Below are 19,622 nucleotides of genomic sequence, written 5' to 3' on the forward strand. Positions count from 1 at the left end.
TGACTTATTTCTGTGTAAGCACTTATGTAGTATTACTTTAGCCCCTTCGTGAGAAGGGTGTTGGCCAAAGCGGCTACCTTCAAAGTGCCCACACTTATCGGTTGTTTAATTGTTAAAGAGCAGTGTCGCTGCAACACGTTTGCCACATCGGCGCGCTAGAATCTAAACCCTATCGCCCCGCAAGCGCTTCGTCTTGCTGCGCTTCGTTGACCTGTTCGATCAGCGAAGAAACGAGATTATGAACCCTTTTTTTATCGCTGTCAAATCGTTTTGCAGTTTATTTTAAAAAGTTTTTAAACCACTTCTTAAAACCACCACCACGACTTGAACAACCCGCCTTATTCAGGCCAACCCCACAGCCAAAACCCTAAACTTGGGCCCCAACTGCGTGGCTAAAAAAAGTTCTTGCCTCGCCCCTTGCCTCACCACCTATTCGGGTAAACCCGAACCGGCTGTGCTGCAAAGGAGGCGAACTATAGCACGGTTATTTTAAAGCGTGCAAGTCAAAGCCAGAAAATAATCAAAAACACGTCAAAAAGAGCTGCTTTGATGAAAACGTGCGGCTTAACTGGCGGCCTGCAGGTTGTTTTGCTGCTGCGCTATCTAATTCGCGCCGATGGATCAGCACCAACGCCTGGCAAATACCACTTGGAACGAAGCAGTGCATAAACTTGGAACGAAGCAGTGCATGAATTACTGCCGCGCCGTTTAGTTTGCGATAACGCCATACAGTTGGGCCGATGTATTCGGCCCCTGACTTAGCGCCACATCATGAAACGCCGCATAAATTAATTTGCAACAGTGCCTGCACCGCAGTGCCATTTAAATTACTGCAACTTCATTAGCGACAACTCATTGTATTAAGCCTGCCCCTACCTGAGGGCAACTGCTTGAAAGGAATTGTGACCCGACTTACCCAAACAAGCCGAACAACCCCAACAACCTAAGCAACTACATTGCCGCATAGCCACATAGCCACATAGCTATACAACAATCATACAAATTGGCACTTTGCTCAATGTCTTATGGCGTAGCAAGCAGATCGGCGTAGTAGTGGCGCAGCTTGGCAAGCTTAGGCGCGATTACGAACTGGCAATACCCCTGATACGGGTTACGTGTGTAGTAATTATGGTGATAGGTCTCGGCTTCCCAAAAGTGGGCCGCTGGCAATAGATGTGTAACGACCGGCTGGCCCAATAGCGACTGCACTTCTTCAATAACCTGAGCTGCTGCCTCTTTTTGATCATTGGACTGATAAAAAATGGCGGACGCATACTGAGGACCGATGTCGGCACCCTGTTGGTCGGGAGCTGTTGGGTCGTGCGTTGCAAAAAATACGCGTAATAAAGTCGCAAAAGAAATTTGCATGGGGTCGAACACAACCCGGACAACTTCGATATGACCCGTCGTTTTGCCGCACACTTGCTCGTATGTGGGGTGACTGACATGCCCACCCGCATAGCCCGGCTTGACCTCGAGAACCCCACGAAGCGATTGGAAAACGGACTCGGTGCACCAGAAGCAGCCGCCGCCCAATACGGCCTCTTCGAGGCCGGCCGTAGCGCCGGCACTTGCAGCGGCGGTTGCATTAGATGATGTCATGGATGCGATCTCGTGTAATGAAATGGATGTAGCCAACGTGGGATGGGCGTGACCGGCGTTGCCCGCCGACCTTGCGGCTTAATGATAATAAGTTGACTTAAGGACTACTGTAGCAAGGGTGCTGACGCGTGACTAGTTAGCGCCCCGGTTCATTATTTAATAGCGCCACGGCTTATGACTAACGCCACGGTTTATTGATTGTTGCTACCTTGGGGCTGAAGCGCCGGTGAAGATGAGTCATCGAGATTTGGGCCGGAACCGACACTGGCATCGCCCGCCAAAGACAACACCCAGGCGGCGAGCAGTTCGGCGCCTTCCTGGCTGACGTGAGACTGCGCCGGCATAGGCACCGCCCCCCACGCCCCGCGCGAACCATTTCGAATTTTGGTGGCCAGATGCGAGATGGCCGCCGCATTGCCCTGATAGCGCTTGGCGACCACTTCGAAGTCTGGCCCCAGACGCTTGCGACCTTCGGTGTCGTCGACACGATGACACGCGACGCAATTATTGGCTTGGGCAAGGCCAATGCCCACCGTTTGGGCAGCACCCGCCGGCGCATATACCGCCAAACTTAACCCCATGCCTAATACTGCGATACGAAAATACATAATCTACCTGCCGTAAACAGTTTCGGGGCCGCCAAAACAGCCCGCGATATCGCGTTATCATCCAACAAATTATCAGCGCCGGACGCTAAGATTAAAGGCCCTTTTCCATGCTTGTTCACCCTCAATTCGACCCTGTCGCCCTGCAACTCGGCCCCATCGCCATTCACTGGTACGGCTTGATGTACCTTATTGGCTTTGGTCTGGTGTGGCTGGCCGGCCGCTGGAGAATCAACCACGGGAAAACAGACCTGAGCCTGCGGGACCTGGAAGACATCATTTTCTACGGGGTTCTTGGCGTCATTGCCGGCGGTCGACTGGGCTATGTGCTGTTTTACAAACCCGCCGAATACCTGCAAAACCCCATTGAAATTTTCTACCTCTGGCAAGGTGGCATGTCTTTTCATGGGGGGCTGATCGGGGTACTGGTTGTATTGTTTGTACTGGCACGCCAAAAAGGGCGCACCTTTTTGCAATTGGGCGACTTCATTGCACCTTTAATACCCTTAGGCCTGGCCACAGGGCGCCTGGGCAATTTTATTAACGGCGAACTTTGGGGCCGTCCCACCGATGTTCCGTGGGGCATGGTGTTCCCGCAGCTGGGCGACAACATCGTCAGGCATCCCTCGCAACTTTACGAGATGGCGCTGGAGGGCATACTGCTGTTTGCTGTGCTTTGGTGGTTTGCCCGCAAGCCCCGGGCAACCGGGCAAGTTAGCGCCTTGTTCTTGATGGGCTACGGTGTATTCAGGTTCTTGGCCGAATACACTCGGGAACCCGACGCGTTTTTAGGCCCGGTACTGGGGTCGCTAACCATGGGGCAGTTACTTTGCCTGCCAATGATCGCCCTGGGCCTGTTTATTTATTTTCGAGCAAGTAAACCTCGCCCCGAACAGACACCGTAACGGTCTCGACACCGGCCTCGAGAGGCACGGCCATTTTATCGGCGCTTGCGGCCATCATCATGCGCGGCATGGGCGCGTATTCGGCGCCCCCGCCATCGAGCGACAAGGTTTTAATACGAAAACCTTGATAACCAAAGGCTTGCGCCACAGACTGGGCGCGCCCCTTGAACGCCTGCGCGGCATCGTTGAGCAAATCGGCTTCAGCTTTAGCACGCACTTGCGGCGAGACCGAGAACTGCAGATTGGCAATGGACATGCGGTCGGAAAGCTGGCCTGCCAAACCCGAAGCGGCTTCGAAGTCGGTCGACTCGAGGATGACTTCGGCGCGCCCTTGCCAACCGGTGATTTTCCCTTCGTCGTTAGTGAGCGGCCAAACGCGATAATTGCCCGAATAGGTTTTAACCGAGCTGACCGCTTTAGCTTGCTTGACGACGCTGTCGAGCGCCTGGGTTAGGCCGGCGCTGACCTTTTGGTGGCTGGCGTTTGCCACTTGCGCAGCAAGCGTAATTTTTATGGTGTCTTGGCTGACTTGCGACGAGGCCGATGCATTAAGGGCTGCCAATGGCAACTGCCCTTTACGCATCAGCGCAGGTGCGTCGGGCACTATATTTTGGGCAACCGCAGCGGGTACGCCCACAACCGCAAACGCGGCGCTTAAGACTAAAGGGGCAACTGAAAAAGACTTTAACAACGTAAACGACTGAGACATGCGTTAGCTCCAAAATAAACAGGCCCGCATTAATGCGGGCCTGCCTTCAAAAATGCCCCGCCTGTGCCGTCAAGACCGGCATCCTGGAACCGAGGGTTCAAGGTGGTCGCCTTCAGTCAAGTTTCGGGATCGTCAGTTAAGACGTTCACTCCTGCTTGTCAATCTGGCAACCTAATGCCATAAGCATTGGTTCAAGAAATGTAAGGTCAAGTCACGAACACTGCAGGGACTAACTTGTACAGGCTACAGCTTAGTAGATAAAACAGCTGCTTACCGCAACCGTATGTAAATACCGGGCCTGGCCTGAAATTTGGTGCTAACTGTTACTGGGCGCAACCTGTTGGGGCAATACCAGGTCGAGCTGGCGATGCATGTCTTCGAGGCGGCGTTTGAAGTCGCCAACGGCGACTTCGCCCAATGGCCCGTCGGGGGCCCGCATGGCTAAAAGTTCGGCAGCAATTTGAATGGCCGCCATAACGGCAATGCGTTCGTTGCTTGAGATTTTACCAGAGCCTTTGATAGCCAGCATGCGCTGGTCGACAAACCGGACCGCCGAGAGCAGATCGTCTTTTTCGGAAGGCGAGCACGCCAGGGAATAATCGCGGCCCAAAATTGAAACATCGACGCGTTCCATGCGGGGTTACTCCTGAGGAGCGCCGGGGAGGCGCATAAGTACAGCGTCGATGCGTTGCCGAGCGGACTCGACGGCTTGACGCAGGCTGGAGGTTTCGGATTGGCTGGCTTGCAGATTTTGCCGGACGGCGGCCTGCTCGGCCTGCTGGCGCTCGAGTTGCTCTTTGAGCTGCGCCACCGCACTGTCGGCCTGTGCACGCAGACTGGACTCGGTTTGAGCCGCCTGCTGGCGCAGGCCTTGCAACTCGGCGTCGGCTTGCGCGCGCAGAGCGTCCATTTCGGCCTGATGACGCGCCGCCTGAGCGGCAACGTCTTTGTATTCGATGGCTTGCTGATTGAGCTGGTCGCGCAGCGCATCGCGCTCTTGTTCGGCCCGCGTAGCACGCTGAACAAGGGTTTCGTTTTGCGACTGAAGCCGACGGGAGAGCTCAACCAATTGGCCAACACGGGCGGCCAGAGATTCTAGATCTTGCAACATGGCGATATGGTAAACCACAGGCGCTTTCGAAGAAAAGCCCCGCGATCAAGTCTATGGAGCCGTTAGAATAACCGAAATTGCCCAACTTTCTACGACATCACGGAGCCTTGTCATGTCCGCATCAATCGCCCCCCGCAGCTACGAAAATACTCCGCCTCTGAAAGTGGCGTTTATCGGGCTGGGCGCGATGGGCTACCCCATGGCCGGCCACCTGGTCGCAGCGGGTCATCAGGTTTGCGTTTACAACCGCTCACCCGAGAAAGCGAGCCGCTGGGCAGCGGAGTTTAACGGCGCCACTGCCCCCACTCCCGCCCTGGCCGCCGCAGCGGCGGACATCGTTTTCTGCTGCGTGGGCAACGATGACGACCTGCGTGGCGTACTAACCGGCAAAGACGGGGCATTTTCCGGCATGAAACCAGGCGCTCTGTGCGTTGACCACACCACGGCATCCGCCGATGTGGCCCGTGAGCTTTACGACACCGCGCGAAGCGCCGGGCTGCGCTTTTTAGACGCACCGGTATCGGGTGGCCAGAACGGCGCCGTACAAGGCGTGCTGACCATCATGTGTGGCGGAGACGTGGACGACTTTACCCAGGCCGAGCCCATCATGCAGGCCTACGCCCGGGCCACCACCTACATGGGCGCTTCGGGCTCGGGCCAGTTGTGCAAAATGGTGAACCAGATTTGCGTGGCCGGCGTATTGCAAGGGCTCTCTGAGGCGATTGCTTTTGGCAAAACCGCCGGGCTGAATATGGAAAAAGTCTTGTCGGTGATAAGTAAAGGGGCGGCGCAAAGCTGGCAAATGGAAAACCGCGGCCAGACCATGGTGACCAACCAGTTTGATTTTGGCTTTGCAGTTGACTGGATGCGCAAAGACCTGGGACTGGTTCTGGACGAAGCCCGACGCAATGGAGCCAGCGTACCAGGCACAGCCCTGATAGACCAGTTTTATGCCGAGGTACAGAAAATGGGCGGTGGCCGCTGGGATACGTCGAGCCTGATTACCCGCCTACCCCAGCCCACGCAACCTGGTTAAGGCGACCCTTCTGGGGCAGCCACAAACTTGGCGGCAACAGATTTTGTGGCGTCGCCCTTGGCAGCCTGCGGCCGCTGACGCAAATAACGACGCTCGCTGACACGGCGAAACAAAATACCGGCCAGTTCGTTCAGGGCTTGCGTGTAGACATCGCGCTTGAACTCGATGACAGCATCGAGCGGCACCCAGTAATGACTCCAACGCCAGGCGTCGAATTCGGGGTGCTTGGTGGCACGTAAACTGACGTCGGAATCGCGCCCTACCAGCCGCAACAGAAACCAGATTTGCTTTTGCCCTTTATAAATACCCCGCGAATCGCGACGGATAAAATCATTGGGCACGTTGTAACGTAGCCAATTGCGTGTACGCCCTAAAATTCGGACATGTTCTGGTAACAAACCCACCTCTTCGCGAAGCTCGCGGTACATGGCCTGCACCGGGCTTTCGCCGTATTTGATACCACCCTGCGGAAACTGCCAGGAATGCTCCCGAATGCGTTTACCCCAAAACACCTCGTTTTTATGATTAACGAGGATAATGCCGACATTAGGACGGTAGCCTTCACGGTCTAACATAGGCCACCTCTATAACGAATTTAATACAATTACACCCGATTATACGTATCTGTAGAGATCCTCACCATGCGCGCATCCAAGTATCACATCAACACCCTGAAAGAAGCCCCCGCCGAAGCCGAAGTCACCAGCCACCAGCTGATGACCCGGGCCGGCATGATCCGCAAAATTGCGGGCGGCATTTACACCTACATGCCGCTGGGCTTGCGGGTGCTTAAAAAAATTGAAGCCATTGTGCGCGAAGAAATGGACCGGGCCGGCGCCGTTGAGTTGCTCATGCCACTGGTGCAACCCGCAGAACTGTGGGAAGAGTCTGGGCGCTGGACGGCCTATGGCCCCGAATTGCTGCGCATCAAAGACCGTCATCAACGCGACTTCGTCCTCCAGCCCACCTCTGAAGAAGTCATTACCGACATTGCGCGCAACGAAATTCAAAGCTGGCGTCAGCTTCCTGTAAATTTCTACCATATCCAAACCAAGTTTCGCGACGAACGGCGCCCCCGTTTCGGGCTGATGCGCGGCCGCGAATTCACCATGAAAGACGCGTATTCGTTTGACCGCAGCGAAGAGGCCGCGCAGGCCAGCTACGACAACATGTACGACGCCTACATGAAAATTTTCACTCGCCTGGGCCTTGAGTTCAGGGCCGTTGCTGCCGACACCGGATCAATTGGCGGTTCGCGCAGCCACGAGTTTCAGGTCATTGCCAATACGGGCGAAGACCTAATTGTTTACAACCCCCAGTCGCAGTACGCCGCCAACATCGAACTGGCCGACGCGCCTTGCCTGATTGCGACCCGGTCCCCGGCCGGCAAGGCAATGGCAAAAGTAGCCACACCGAACATGACCAAATGTGAAGAGGTGGCTGCGTTACTGAAGCGCCCGCTTTCAGACACAGTCAAAGCCGTGGTTTTAGCCGTCGAGCCCACAGAAGAGATCAAGACGGTACAAATTTTTGTATTGCTGGTGCGCGGTGACCACGAATTGAATGAAGTCAAGGCAGGCAAGCTCCCAGGGCTGAACCAAGGGTTCCGCTTTGCCACCGACGACGAAATCAAGCGCACCTTCGGCTGCAGCCCCGGCTCATTAGGGCCCGTGGCCCCTGTCGGACCAGTTACGATCATTGCCGACAAAACCGTCGCCAACATGCACGATTTCATCTGCGGGGCCAACGAAGACGGCTTCCACCTTGACGGCGTGAACTGGGGTCGCGACCTGCCCGAGCCCGACCTTGTCACCGACTTGCGCAACGTTGTGGCCGGCGACCTCGACCCGAATGGCGGCACGCTGAATATCCAGCGCGGCATTGAAGTCGGGCATATCTTCTTCCTGGGCGACAAATACTCGAAAGCCCTGAACGCGACCTTCCTGGATACCGATGGCAAGCCGGCAATCATGCAAATGGGCTGCTACGGGATTGGCATCAGCCGTATCGCCGCAGCCGCCATCGAACAAAACCACGACGATCGCGGCATGATCTGGCCCGAAGCCATCGCCCCTTTCCAGGTCGTTATCTGCCCGCTAAACGCCCACAAAAGTGAAACCGTTCGAAACACTGCTGAGCAACTGTATCAAGACTTGATTTCATACGGTGCAGACGTCATCATCGACGATCGCGATATTCGCCCCGGCGTCATGTTTGCCGAATGGGAGCTTATCGGTGTTCCCGTACGTGTCACGGTTGGCGACCGCGGCCTGAAAGAAGGGGTTGTCGAGATCCAGCATCGCCGACAACCTGAAGCCGAAAAAATAACTGTTGCACAAGCCACTGATTTCGTTCTGGAACAGTTAAAATTGCGCGCCCATGCCACCTGATTCAAACAACGTGCATTCAACGTTAGCTGTTCGCGTTTACTACGAAGATACCGATGCCGGCGGCGTCGTGTTCTACGCCAATTACCTCAAGTTCTTCGAACGGGGTCGCACCGAATGGTTGCGCAGACTGGGCGTCAACCAGTCTGAACTGGCCGTTACCGAACAGCGAGTCTTCGTGGTCAAGCAACTCGACACCCGGTATATCAAGCCGGCAAAGCTTGATGATCTGCTGACGATTAACAGCCAGATCACCCGGGTGGGTCGGGCGTCCATCGATTTTTTCCAGTGCGCAGAACTCGATGGCCAGCGCTTGTGCGAGGGAAACATACAAATTTGCTGCGTTGACGCAAAAACCTTGCGCCCCGCGGCTCTGCCCGACGAACTCAAAACATTATTGGAAAAGGTTCAGGTATAAACATGCAGCCCACCAGCGACTTGTCTATCGTCTCGCTCATTCTTGACGCCAGTATCCCGGTACAGCTTGTGATGCTGATTCTGGTCGGCATTTCGGTGTTGTCCTGGACGTATATCTTCAGCAAACGTACGGCCCTGAAACGCGCCCACGAACAAACCAAACTCTTTGAAGACGACTTCTGGGCAGGTGGCGACCTGACGGCCCTGCAGCAATCGGTATCGACCAGCCCGGCCGACTACGGCGCATTGGCGCGCATTTTCGACGCCGGCATGACCGAGTTCATCAAAGCACGACGGGCCAACGGCAACACCGACGCCCTGCTCGACGGCCCCCGTCGTGCCATGCGCGCGTCGTACCAGCGCGAAATGGACAGCCTGGAATCACACCTGAATTTTTTGGCATCGGCCGGATCTGTCAGCCCATACATCGGGCTGCTGGGTACGGTGTGGGGCATCATGCACGCCTTCCTGGGGTTGTCCAGCATGCAGCAAGCCACGCTGGCTGCGGTGGCGCCCGGCATTGCCGAAGCCCTGATTGCAACCGCCATAGGTCTGTTTGCCGCAATCCCTGCGGTGGTTGCCTATAACCGTTACACCAACGAAATCGACCGTCTGTCGATCCGCTTTGACAGCTTCATCGACGAATTCCTCAATATTCTGCAACGTCAGGTGCGCTAATGCCCTCTAACCGCAGTAGCATGGGGCGCGCTGGCCGCCGGCTTAAAAACGAGATCAACGTCGTCCCCTATATCGACGTGATGCTGGTGTTGCTGGTCATTTTTATGGTGACCGCACCCATGATCACCCCCGGCCTTATCGAGCTGCCCTCGGTCGGTCGGGCTGCTGAAGTCCCCACCGAGCCTTTGGAAGTGCAAATCGAAGAGAACGGCACGGTATCGTTACGCAAGCGCGTGGCCGGCGCCGAGTTCGAATCCATTGCCAACGAAGCCCTGGTTGACGAAGTGCGGGCCCGTATAACTGCCGAAACACCCGTAGTCATCGCCGCTGACGGTAAAGTGCCGTACGAAAAAGTCATGGAAGTGATGGACAAGCTGCGCAGCAATGGTGTGTCGCGACTGGGCTTGCTGGTTGATCAAAGCGCCGGCAACCCCGACCAGCAATAACATAAGGCTGATGCATGAAGTGGCTTTGGTCTGAACCTTCTGGTCAATCTCCCGAACAGCTCGACGACCGTCGGGGCTTTGTGTATGCCATTTCGGCGCACGTAGCGCTGGCTCTGGTGTTGCTGCTGGGGGTACTGACATCGGCGCCTCAAACACCCGCACCGGTACAGGTCGAGCTATGGGCCGACGGTGTGTCGCCCAACGCGGTTCAAGAGCCGCAGGAAGAAACAGCTACCGAAGACACGCCAGAGCCCGAACCCCAACCCGAGCCAGAGCCCGAGCCTACGCCAGAACCGGAGCCCACGCCAGAGCCGCCCGCGCCCGAACCGGAGCCCTCGCCGCAAGTGCGCCCTGATCCAATCCCCGAGCCGCCGCAAGTCGATCCTGAAATCGCGCTTGAAAAGGCACGCCAGGAAAAAGCCGAGCAAGAACGCAAAGAACGCCTTGCCCAGCAAGAAGCTGAGCGCAAAGCACGCGAAGAGGCCGAGCGCACGGCCGCTGAATTGAAAGCCAAGCAAGCGGCTGAGCAAAAAGCGAAGGAAGAAGCGGAACGTAAAGCCAAGGCGGAAGCCGAGCGCAAGGCGAAAGAAGAGGCCGACCGCAAAGCAAAGGCCGAAGCCGAGCGTAAGGCTAAAGAAGCCGCCGAACAAAAAGCAAAGGCCGAGGCTGAACAGAAAGCGAAGGCTGAGGCTGAGCGCAAGGCTAAAGAAGAAGCTGCCAAAAAAGCGGCTGCCGAGAAGAAAGCCAAAGAAGAAGCTGCCCGCAAGGCCGCGGCCGAGAAAAAGGCCAAAGAGGAAGCAGCAAAGCGCGAAGCAATTAAACAAGCCATGCGCGGTGATGCGCTGGGCGCTGCCGGTATTCCGGGCGGCACGGCCGACCGCAACCAGGCCGGTGGCGGCGGCAACGATAACGGCTACGCGGCGCAAGTCAGGGCCTGCATCAAGCCACGCGTAACCTACCCCATCCCGCCGCGCGCCGGTGCAAACCCAACCGTACAGTTCCGCGTTATGCTCAATGCTCAAGGGCGTGTTCAAGACGTCGAGATCCGCCGCTCGTCGGGTATTGCCGGTTTCGACCGTGCCGTAGAAAACGGCGTGCGCGGCTGCAACCCCTTCCCGGCACCGCCATCCGGCAAGTACCCGCCGTATATCGATGGGTACTACTATATGTACGATCAATAGCACGACCAACAGGAGATTGTCGAAATGACCCGTGTCACCTTCGCAAAAACCGTCGCCCGAACACTCGGGCGACTGCAGGCCTGGGGCCTTGCGGTACTCGCCAGTGTGGCGCTCACCACGCCGGCTTCGGCACAGTTGCGCGTCGATATTTCGGGCGTGGGCGCAACGCAATACCCTATTGCCATCGCCGACTTCCAGGGTAACGCTCAGGGCGCCAGCCTGGCCGAAGTCATCCGTGCCGACCTGACCCGTTCCGGGCAGTTCCGTCTTGTCAACGCCACTGGCGCCGCCTTAAGCGCCGAGACCCCGGTCGCCCACGACGACTGGCGTGGTCGAGGCGCCGACTATATTGCGTATGGGTCAATTACCGAGGCCGGCGGCCAGTACACCATTACATATCGCCTGTCTGACACCGTACGCAAAACCGAACTTGACGGCATTGCATTTGCCGGTAACGAGCGTGAACTTCGCCGCATTGCACACCGGATTGCCGACCGCATCTACGAAAAAATCACGGGTGTGCGTGGCGTTTTTTCAACACGCCTGGCCTATGTCGTGCAAAAAGGCGACATCTATGAGTTACAAATTGCAGACGCCGACGGCCAGAACCCGCAGGTGATGTTGCGCTCGAAACACTCGATTATTTCGCCAGCCTGGTCACCCGACGGCAAGCAACTTGCTTATGTCAGCTTCGAGCTGGGCAAGCCCGTAGTGTATGTACAAACGCTGGCCACCGGCCAACGTCTGCCCCTGGCCAACTTCAAGGGTAACAACAGTGCGCCGGCATGGTCGCCCGACGGCAGCCAGCTTGCCGTGGTGCTTTCACGCGATGGCATTTCGCAAATTTATACGATCCGCAACGATGGCTCTGACCTGCGTCGCATCATGCGTTCGCCGCTCATCGATACCGAGCCGCAATTCGCACCCGACGGTGCTTCGATTGTGTTTACCAGCGACCGTAGCGGCAGCCCGCAAATTTACCGTGTGCCAGTGGCCGGCGGCGAAGCACGGCGCATAACTTTTAACGGAAGTTACAACATCTCACCAGCGCTCTCGCCCGACGGTAACAGTTTGGTGTACGTTACACGTAGAGACGGTGCTTTCCGCATTGCATTGCAAAATATGAACACGGGTTCGGAACAACTGTTAACCACAGGCCCCGACGACCAGTCGCCAAGTTTTGCACCCAACGGCATGCAAGTGCTTCACAGTGCCGTCCAAAACGGCCGCAGTGTGCTGGCCGTGGTTTCGGTCGATGGCCGGGTCCGGCAAACGCTGTCGACACTCGATGGCAAGGTCCGTGAACCGACCTGGGGCCCTTTTACCAACTAATTTTTAGTGTGACTCTTTTTCTAAAGGAACTTAAATGAGCTCGCGCATTACAAAAACGCTAAGTGTTGCTGCTTTGACTGCCGCCCTGGCAGCTTGCAGCTCTGTACCGCTTGACCAGGCCGGATCCGGCTCGGGCACGGGTGCAGGGGCCTCGACCGGTATGGTCATGGACCCCTTCAACCCGCAAAGCCCGCTGGCGCAACAGCGTTCGGTTTACTTCGAGTTTGACAGCTATGTCGTACCCGAACAGTACCGCAACGTTGTCGAAATGCACTCGTCGTACCTCACCGCAAACGGCCAGCAACGCATCCGCGTCGAAGGCCACGCCGACGCGCGCGGTGGCTCGGAATACAACCTGGCACTGGGCCAGCGCCGTTCTGAAGCCGTTGCCCGTATGATGACCCTGATGGGTGTGCGTGCCGACCAGATCGAAACCATCAGTTTCGGTAAAGAGCGCCCGAAGGCCATGGGTAACACCGAAGCCGATTACGCAGAGAACCGTCGCGCAGACATCAACTACCAGCGTTGATTTTTTGGCATAATCTGCATCAACAAAGCGCCGTGGCGGCTTCCCGCCGCGGCGTTTTCACTTGAATGAGACCCCTTATGACGAACTCTTTGTTTACGCTTCGCCGCTTCGCCCTGACCGCATCTTTTAGCGCCCTGGCGCTGCCATCCGGTGTTGCACATGCCTTTGCCGACGACGATGCACGCCGTGCCATTCTGGAACTGCGCGAACAAATACGTGTTCTGACCGAGCAGAACCGCCAGGCCCGCCTGTTGCTGGCTGATCAGCTCGAAACGCTTCGACAGGAAGTCACCAGCCTGCGCGGCCAGATCGAACGCATCCGGTTCGAGCTGGATATTAAGAATGGCAATGGTTTGGGCAACGGCCCAGCGGCACAGGTTAGCAATCCACAAGAGCAAGCCGCTTTCAATACCCCCATGGCACAGTTCCGCGAAGGGAAATACAAAGACGCTGCAGACGGCTTCAAGACTTTCCTGACGCAGTATCCCAACAGCCAGTTAGTGGTTGATGCGCAGTTTTATCAAGGCAGCAGCTTATATGCCGCCAAAGATTTCAAAGGCGCGGTCCAGGCGCTAGGAGCGCTGGTTCAAGCACACCCAGACAGCAATCGGGCCGCAGATGCCTTGCTGATTGTGGCTGCCGCGCAAATCGAACTGAACGACCTGGGCGGCGCCACCGCCAGCCTGCAGCGCATTGTGGCCGATTACCCCGGCAGCAATGCGGCACGCACTGCCCAAGATCGTCTCAAGCTTTTGCAATAACGTCACCGGCCGTATGCCAGCACTCGAGCTACCCGAGAAAGTTTTCACCCTTGCCGACCAGACCCCGTTGACGTTTGTTGAACTGGGTTATGGGCGAACGACGCTGCTGATTCACGGCTCGTTGTGCGACTACCGGTACTGGCGCTGGCAAATGGCGCCATTTGCAGAGTACGGACGTGTTATTGCGCCCAGCTTGCGGGGGTTTTGGCCCCATACCTGCACCGCCCCCGACCCCCAGTTTTCTGTGCAACAGCATGCGGCCGATCTGATCGCGCTCATACGCGCGACCAGCCCGGACGAGCCCGTCGATATCGTCGGCCACTCGCGAGGCGCCCACGTCGCCCTTGAAATGGCTGTTCAAGCACCGGCGCATGTGCGCAGCATGGTTTTAGCCGACCCTGGCATGAACGTCCCCGGGGTCTCGCGCAACAGCGGTTTTATCGGTAACGCAGCGCAATCGGTTGCGCAAGGGTTGACCGAAGCCGGCCTGGAAACTTTTATTGACACCGTGAGCGGCCCCGACACCTGGCGCCGAATGACGGGTTGGTTTAAAACCATGGTGCGCGACAACGCAGGTACGCTGCTTTCGCAGGCGCTAGAGGCCGATACCTTATATAACCCCGACGCCGCACGCCAGATAAGCTGCCCGGTTTTATTGCTTGGCGGAAGCAACAGCCCGCAACGCTATCGCCAGATTATTGATGTACTGGCGCCCCGGCTGGCCGATGCAAGACGCGACACCGTGCCCCTGGCCTCGCATGGCATGAACCTGGCCAACCCCAAAAGCTTTAACCGCAAAGTGCTGGCCTTTTTTGCCGGCGAGCAAACTGCCCTGCCGGCATAAGCCCGGTTTAGTGCGACATCATTCGGGGCATGGTGCCGGCGGGTTTGACCTCGCAGCTAGCCACAACTTTTTCGCCCGACTTCAGCACCAGGTCAACCTGAATGGTGTCGCCCACTGCAACGTCGCGACGCGGCTGTTCGAGCATGATGTGATAACCACCCGGCTTGAATTCGAGCTGCCCCCCAACCGGGACCGCAACCTCGTCAACCATGCCCATACGGCTCATGCCGTTTTCGTGACGCGTTTGATGCACCATTAACAGGCCATAATCTTTGGGGGCTGCCGCACCCACCAGGCTAACGGGCGCATTGGTGTTGTTCTTGAGTACAAAATAACCTGCCGATGGCGCAGGCGCAGGCAACAACCGAATCCAGCATGCATCGGCGACAACACCTTGGGCCACGGGCAAACGGGCAGTGTCGGTTTGGGGCGCCGCATGCGCCATGGCATGGGGTTGCCCGCCGTGGGCAGGCGGCTGCCCGTGGGCCCCATGATGGGCAGCCACAGCAACGCCCGAAGACATAAGTATGACAACAGAAGTATTTAAAAGCGTACGCAACATGACAACCTCGCAAATGAACTGCGCGAAGTGTAGCGCCGAATGCGTCGATGCGCCTTGATATGCGTCAGACCTTGACGGCGTCGGCGCACCCCCGCTTACGCCAGCCTTAAGGTTCAATCAAGCTGTTTTCTTCAGCCTTTTTCTGCTTACTACAGGGTAAACACCCACGGTAGCATCGGTAAAGTTTCACCAAATATTGCCGTTACGTTAATTTGGTAACATTTGCGCTTTCCCGGAGACACCATGAGCAGAATAAAAACCCTGAGGGTCCGAACCAAACTGATTGGCGGCTTCCTGATTGTTGCGGCAATCGCCGCCATTATCGGGTTTGTGGGCATCCAGTCGATGCAGCGCATCAGCCAGATGACCGACCGCTTGTACGAAAACGAGTTTGTCGGTATGCGCCATGCCACCGAAGCCGACCGTCAACTGGTTGCCGCCGGTCGGGCCCTGAGCAATACGCTGCTCACCTCCACCGAGGACGAATACCGGTCCGAATACTTTTCTATCGACAATCACTTCATCTCGGCCAAAATGGCACTTGATGATCTGGCCCGCACAGCGCAAAGCGAGGAAGGCAAACGCGCCGTCGAGAAAGCGCGTGAAGCCATCAACGCATTCGAGAAAACAGCAAAAGACATTGTTCGCGAACAACCTGCCGAAACGCTGGGGCGACTGGATACGACCGAGCGCGTGTTCAAAGAAATGCGCCCATTGGGCGACGAGGCCGAAAGCCTGATCAAGCGCATTGTCTATGGCCAGCAAGACGATGCCCTGACCGCCACCGAAGAAATCAAGGCCATTTACACGCAAGCTTTCACGTTAATGATCGGCCTGACAGCCGGCGGCGCGCTGATTGCGATTATTCTGGGCTTGTTAATCACCCGGGGCTTTACGCGGCAGTTAGGCGGCGAACCCCACGAGGTGGCACAAATTGCAGCCGCCATTGCCAAGGGCAACCTGAACAACAAAATCGTCGTGCCCCGCAATGCGAAGCAAAGCATCATGAACGCCATGAACCAGATGCAAGACTCGTTGCGCAAGGTCGTGCTGGCAGTGCGCAACAGCAGCGATCATATTGCGACCGGGTCAGCCGAAATTGCAACGGGCAACGTAGACCTGGCGCGCCGCACCGAAGACCAGGCCGCCAACCTGACCGAAACAGCGGCGGCCATGGAACAACTGGCCAGCACCGTGAAAAGCAATGCCGATGTCGCCAAGCAAGCGGCCCACATGGCATCTGCGGCCAGTAGTGCGGCCGTTCAAGGCGGCGAGGTCGTCAACAATGTGGTCGACACCATGCAAGAAATCAATGCGTCTTCGCGCAAGATTGTTGACATTATTTCGGTCATCGACAGCATCGCCTTCCAAACCAATATTTTGGCGCTGAACGCCGCCGTCGAAGCTGCCCGCGCCGGCGAACAAGGCCGTGGTTTTGCAGTCGTGGCCAGCGAAGTGCGCAGCCTGGCGCAAAAAAGCGCCTCGGCCGCCAAAGACATCAAAAACCTTATCGACAACAGCGTACAAAAAGTAGACGCCGGTTCCCGGCTGGTGGACGAGGCCGGAGAATCCATGCAAGGCATTGTGACCCACGTCAAGCGGGTTACCGACCTTATCAATGAGATCAGCGCGGCCACCGACGAGCAAACGTCGGGCATCGGGCAAGTCAATGACGCCGTGCTGCAACTTAGCGATGTAACCCAGCAAAACGCCGCCCTGGTGCAAGAGTCGGCTGCAGCTTCCGACAGCCTGAAAGCACAAGCCGCCAAACTGGTAGAAGTCGTCAACCTGTTTGATATTGGCCGCGACTACATCGACGTCACCGCGCGCGAAGTCAAAGAAGCCGCGTCCGACGCCAACGCTCCGGCCATTCCGGCAACCGCAGCCGCCCAACTGCCCGCAGGCAAGTCTTCAAAGAAGGCCCGTTCCCAGGCATCGCTCGAAGACGACGTGCACACAACACAAAACCACCACGACAGCACGACGCCAACACCAAACGAAGGGGCGCCGGGGTCGGCACAACGTACACATGCAATATCGAACGGTGCAACACGCCCGGCCCGTCGCGCGGGTGCATCGGCACCTGCAACCGACGCTGCGACGGCCAACGCAGCGCGTAGCGATGCCCAACTAAAACGACCCGACCTGAGCAATCAACAGTCACCTGCAACCAAAGCCGATAAAGAAGACGACTGGGAAGAGTTCTGAACAACCGGCCGCCTGAACCGCGGCCCGGTATTTTGATAACTCCCCTGCGTTCGCAGCGGGGTTTATTTTTTTGAGCGCTTTTTTGTGATGCGATAGCACGCCCCTATCGCAGAGATTAAAACAATCAAATATCTTGATTTGTTGAGATTGATTATCATTAACTCAACTTACAAGATGGAGCAGCATCATGATTGTCCTTGAAAAAACCAGCCAGGTTCTCTTGCACATGGGTGTTGCCTTTGGCGTTACTTATGCGATGACCGGGTCAGTCATGACAGGGGGCCTGGCTGCGTTGGTTGAGCCGATTTGCAATGTAGCCTTGCTGCCTTTGCACGAACGTGTCTGGCGCCGCATCAAGACCAAATGGCGCGTACCCTTCCCCCAGTGGTCACGCGCGTGCTGACCTGACAACCTCAGATGGTCGCCGCCCGGGCCTGCGCCAGGTGGTAAGATTTTGTCTTTCAATCTTGACGTAATTGCTGACATGGCGTCTTTCAATATCGACTCAATCGTTCAATCACTGGCCGATATCCGTAGTGCGTGGCGCACGGCCCAAGGGCGGTCTCGCGAGCCCGGCAGTCGGGAGTTCCCGTCACGTCAGGCGCTTTCCGACGTTATGGACGCCCTGAAAGGCGCACTGTTCCCCATGCGCCTTGGGCCCACCGACTTGCGACACGACAGCGAAAACCATTATGTGGGGCACACCATCGACACTGCCCTGCACACGTTGCTGGGGCAAGCTCGCCTTGAAATTCGCTATCAGAACAGACACGCACCGCTAGACGACAACGAGCTCGAGGCGCGCGCCGTAAAAGCTGTATCGAATCTGGCCAACAAACTGCCGCACATCCGCAGCATGCTCGACAGCGACGTTTTGGCCGCCTACCAGGGCGACCCCGCAGCGCAAAGCGTCGACGAGGTCTTGCTGTGCTACCCCGGCGTACAGGCCATGATTTACCATCGCATCGCGCACGAGCTGTACACCAGCAAGTTGCCGTTGCTGGCGCGTATTGCGGCCGAAATGGCGCATGCCGAGACGGGTATCGACATCCATCCCGGCGCACAAATCGGCCGAAGTTTCTTCATTGATCACGGCACCGGCGTCGTTATTGGCGAAACGACCGTTATTGGCGAGCGCGTACGTATTTACCAAGCCGTCACGCTCGGCGCAAAAAGCTTTCCCACCGATGAAGACGGTTCACTTCAAAAAGGGTTACCCCGTCACCCGGTGGTCGAAGACGATGTTGTTATTTATGCCGGCGCCACGATTTTGGGGCGCGTGACTTTGGGCAAAGGTTGTGTGATTGGCGGCAACGTGTGGCTGACCCAAGACGTGCCCGCGGGCTGCGTCGTCACCCAGGCGCGTTCCCAAGACACCCCGCGCTCCAAGTGCCCCGACTCGATCATTTAACCCAAAGACATTCAAACCGTACCCTGTAAAAAACGGGTGTCTTCAAGCTGAAGGCACCCTTTTTTACATCTGACTCGAATAGAACCGATCAGAACGCCGCGGTCAATGAAAATACAGCGGCGGCTTTCCCCTGATACCGACCCGTGGCCGCACTGGTATATACGCCCTTGTCGGCGTTGGTATCGACATACGCCAGCGAGGCCGTGACATTACCCCAGGTTTTGCTTAACCCCAGCGACCAATCGGTGTAGTTGCCATCGGCCACGTTGCGCACCCGCTGGTAGCCCACATGACCGTCCAGATTCAAGCCCCAGAACCCCGTGGGCACACTGGCAGACAGATCGTAGTATTGGCTGTTTTTACTGTCGGCCCAACCAAACAAGTTGGTTACCGCATGCGAGTACTTGAACGACACCGGGCCATAACCCAGCCCCAGGTAAAGCTCGGTGGTATCGGGGCTGACAAAGCCTTGCGGATAACTACCGGGGTAGTAATACTGCAAGACTCCCACGTCGACAGTTAAATCGCCCCAAATCGGTGCAGTGTAGCCAGCGTAAAAATCCATCTCGAGGGGTGCAGAAACATTGTCGTCAGAATCGCCCAGCCAACTGATGCTCGAGTTCCAGTTGCCGATGTAAAGACCACTACTATGACTCAAGTCGAAGCCACCCTGAATGGCCGGCTTGTTATTGGTCTGCATCAGCCCTCGGTAGCGATACTGGCTGGCCAGCGTCATATTGGCACTGAACGAAAAGTCAGAAGCCGGTGAGACCGGCTCGGTGGATTGCGCAGCAACCGGCGTGGCAACGACAGCGGCCAAGACGGCGCCGCACATGGCTTTTGCTACAGAAATTGAGGGCATGACGAGCTCCTTTTGAAGTTTGACAGCAAACAAGAT

22 protein-coding genes and 1 other RNA gene are annotated in these 19,622 nt (G+C 56.8%); 14 read left to right on the forward strand and 9 right to left on the reverse strand.

Translation table 11 applies throughout. The annotated features are described in order from the left end of the window. Nucleotides 1–1,023: 1,023 nt before the first annotated feature. Together msrA and GTU67_RS13200 are read right to left on the reverse strand one after the other, a co-directional pair. Nucleotides 1,024–1,602, reverse strand: coding sequence for a peptide-methionine (S)-S-oxide reductase MsrA (gene msrA, locus GTU67_RS13195; protein WP_185780529.1), 579 nt, complete (start codon nt 1,600–1,602; stop codon nt 1,024–1,026). Nucleotides 1,603–1,793: 191 nt separating this feature from the next. Further along, nucleotides 1,794–2,210, reverse strand: a complete 417-nt coding sequence (locus GTU67_RS13200; protein ID WP_346727027.1) for a c-type cytochrome — start codon at nt 2,208–2,210, stop codon at nt 1,794–1,796. Between the two features lie 107 nt (nt 2,211–2,317). Between GTU67_RS13200 and lgt the strand changes: the two genes are divergently transcribed. Continuing rightward, nucleotides 2,318–3,112 carry a prolipoprotein diacylglyceryl transferase gene (gene lgt, locus GTU67_RS13205; protein ID WP_185780530.1) on the forward strand — a complete coding sequence of 265 codons (795 nt, stop codon included), beginning with the start codon at nt 2,318–2,320 and terminating at the stop codon, nt 3,110–3,112. Here lgt and GTU67_RS13210 read toward each other — a convergent pair. From GTU67_RS13210 to GTU67_RS13225, 4 genes are all read right to left on the reverse strand, one after another. Then, a complete protein-coding gene (locus GTU67_RS13210; protein WP_185780531.1) occupies nt 3,066–3,821 on the reverse strand; it encodes an SIMPL domain-containing protein in 756 nt (251 codons plus the stop codon). The two genes, lgt and GTU67_RS13210, sit on opposite strands and share 47 nt — an antisense overlap. Nucleotides 3,822–3,871: 50 nt before the next feature. Then, nucleotides 3,872–4,053, reverse strand: a non-coding RNA gene (ssrS, locus tag GTU67_RS13215) — 6S RNA. An 84-nt stretch (nt 4,054–4,137) separates the two neighbouring features. Continuing rightward, nucleotides 4,138–4,455, reverse strand: coding sequence for a cell division protein ZapA (locus tag GTU67_RS13220; RefSeq protein WP_185780532.1), 318 nt, complete (start codon nt 4,453–4,455; stop codon nt 4,138–4,140). 6 nt (nt 4,456–4,461) lie between these two features. Further along, a complete protein-coding gene (locus GTU67_RS13225; protein WP_185780533.1) occupies nt 4,462–4,932 on the reverse strand; it encodes a hypothetical protein in 471 nt (156 codons plus the stop codon). A 112-nt stretch (nt 4,933–5,044) separates the two neighbouring features. Here GTU67_RS13225 and GTU67_RS13230 point away from each other — a divergent pair, with 112 nt between their 5' ends. Beyond that, nucleotides 5,045–5,968, forward strand: a complete 924-nt coding sequence (locus GTU67_RS13230) for an NAD(P)-dependent oxidoreductase (RefSeq protein WP_185780534.1) — start codon at nt 5,045–5,047, stop codon at nt 5,966–5,968. On the opposite strand, the gene GTU67_RS13235 is transcribed toward GTU67_RS13230, so the two are convergent. Continuing rightward, nucleotides 5,965–6,543 (reverse strand): RNA pyrophosphohydrolase, encoded by a 579-nt coding sequence (locus GTU67_RS13235; RefSeq protein ID WP_185780535.1) that lies wholly within the window; start codon nt 6,541–6,543, stop codon nt 5,965–5,967. The genes GTU67_RS13230 and GTU67_RS13235 overlap by 4 nt on opposite strands. A gap of 66 nt (nt 6,544–6,609) precedes the next feature. On the opposite strand from GTU67_RS13235, the gene GTU67_RS13240 reads away from it, so the two are divergent. The 9 genes from GTU67_RS13240 to GTU67_RS13280 all read left to right on the forward strand — a co-directional run bounded on the left by GTU67_RS13240 (nt 6,610) and on the right by GTU67_RS13280 (nt 14,543). After that, a complete protein-coding gene (locus GTU67_RS13240; protein WP_185780536.1) occupies nt 6,610–8,358 on the forward strand; it encodes a proline--tRNA ligase in 1,749 nt (582 codons plus the stop codon). Beyond that, nucleotides 8,348–8,773, forward strand: coding sequence for a tol-pal system-associated acyl-CoA thioesterase (ybgC, locus tag GTU67_RS13245; protein WP_185780537.1), 426 nt, complete (start codon nt 8,348–8,350; stop codon nt 8,771–8,773). Before GTU67_RS13240 ends, ybgC begins: the two co-directional genes overlap by 11 nt. 2 nt (nt 8,774–8,775) lie before the next feature. Next, entirely contained in the window at nt 8,776–9,450 is a 675-nt protein-coding gene (tolQ, locus tag GTU67_RS13250; protein ID WP_185780538.1) for a protein TolQ, read from the forward strand. Further along, nucleotides 9,450–9,896: a protein TolR gene (gene tolR / locus GTU67_RS13255; RefSeq protein ID WP_185780539.1), complete on the forward strand. Its 447-nt coding sequence runs from the start codon at nt 9,450–9,452 to the stop codon at nt 9,894–9,896. The genes tolQ and tolR overlap by 1 nt, the downstream gene beginning before the upstream one ends. 14 nt (nt 9,897–9,910) lie before the next feature. Next, on the forward strand, nt 9,911–11,077 hold the full coding sequence (gene tolA / locus GTU67_RS13260; protein ID WP_185780540.1) for a cell envelope integrity protein TolA: 1,167 nt from the start codon (nt 9,911–9,913) through the stop codon (nt 11,075–11,077). Nucleotides 11,078–11,101: 24 nt separating this feature from the next. Next, complete coding sequence (gene tolB, locus GTU67_RS13265) at nt 11,102–12,409, forward strand: Tol-Pal system beta propeller repeat protein TolB (protein ID WP_185780541.1); 1,308 nt, start codon at nt 11,102–11,104, stop codon at nt 12,407–12,409. Nucleotides 12,410–12,443: 34 nt separating this feature from the next. After that, a complete protein-coding gene (pal, locus tag GTU67_RS13270) occupies nt 12,444–12,938 on the forward strand; it encodes a peptidoglycan-associated lipoprotein Pal (protein WP_185780542.1) in 495 nt (164 codons plus the stop codon). 77 nt (nt 12,939–13,015) lie between these two features. Next, on the forward strand, nt 13,016–13,699 hold the full coding sequence (gene ybgF, locus GTU67_RS13275; protein WP_185780543.1) for a tol-pal system protein YbgF: 684 nt from the start codon (nt 13,016–13,018) through the stop codon (nt 13,697–13,699). Between the two features lie 13 nt (nt 13,700–13,712). Next, complete coding sequence (locus GTU67_RS13280; RefSeq protein ID WP_221893375.1) at nt 13,713–14,543, forward strand: alpha/beta fold hydrolase; 831 nt, start codon at nt 13,713–13,715, stop codon at nt 14,541–14,543. A gap of 7 nt (nt 14,544–14,550) precedes the next feature. On the opposite strand, the gene GTU67_RS13285 is transcribed toward GTU67_RS13280, so the two are convergent. Next, nucleotides 14,551–15,105 (reverse strand): copper chaperone PCu(A)C, encoded by a 555-nt coding sequence (locus tag GTU67_RS13285; RefSeq protein ID WP_185780545.1) that lies wholly within the window; start codon nt 15,103–15,105, stop codon nt 14,551–14,553. A gap of 243 nt (nt 15,106–15,348) precedes the next feature. Here GTU67_RS13285 and GTU67_RS13290 point away from each other — a divergent pair, with 243 nt between their 5' ends. The 3 genes from GTU67_RS13290 to epsC all read left to right on the forward strand — a co-directional run bounded on the left by GTU67_RS13290 (nt 15,349) and on the right by epsC (nt 18,724). Continuing rightward, the gene (locus GTU67_RS13290) at nt 15,349–17,313 is read left to right on the forward strand and encodes a methyl-accepting chemotaxis protein (RefSeq protein ID WP_185780546.1); all 1,965 of its coding nucleotides are present in this window, start codon (nt 15,349–15,351) and stop codon (nt 17,311–17,313) included. 187 nt (nt 17,314–17,500) lie between these two features. Then, on the forward strand, nt 17,501–17,716 hold the full coding sequence (locus GTU67_RS13295) for a DUF2061 domain-containing protein (protein WP_221893376.1): 216 nt from the start codon (nt 17,501–17,503) through the stop codon (nt 17,714–17,716). 81 nt (nt 17,717–17,797) lie between these two features. Then, nucleotides 17,798–18,724, forward strand: coding sequence for a serine O-acetyltransferase EpsC (epsC, locus tag GTU67_RS13300; protein WP_185780582.1), 927 nt, complete (start codon nt 17,798–17,800; stop codon nt 18,722–18,724). An 88-nt stretch (nt 18,725–18,812) separates the two neighbouring features. Here epsC and GTU67_RS13305 read toward each other — a convergent pair whose 3' ends face one another. After that, nucleotides 18,813–19,586 (reverse strand): TorF family putative porin, encoded by a 774-nt coding sequence (locus tag GTU67_RS13305; RefSeq protein WP_249417718.1) that lies wholly within the window; start codon nt 19,584–19,586, stop codon nt 18,813–18,815. Between the last annotated feature and the right edge of the window lie 36 nt (nt 19,587–19,622).

Origin of the sequence: Pusillimonas minor (genome assembly GCF_014237865.1) — a bacterium.
GTDB classification, from domain to species: Bacteria; Pseudomonadota; Gammaproteobacteria; order Burkholderiales; family Burkholderiaceae_B; genus Neopusillimonas; species Neopusillimonas minor.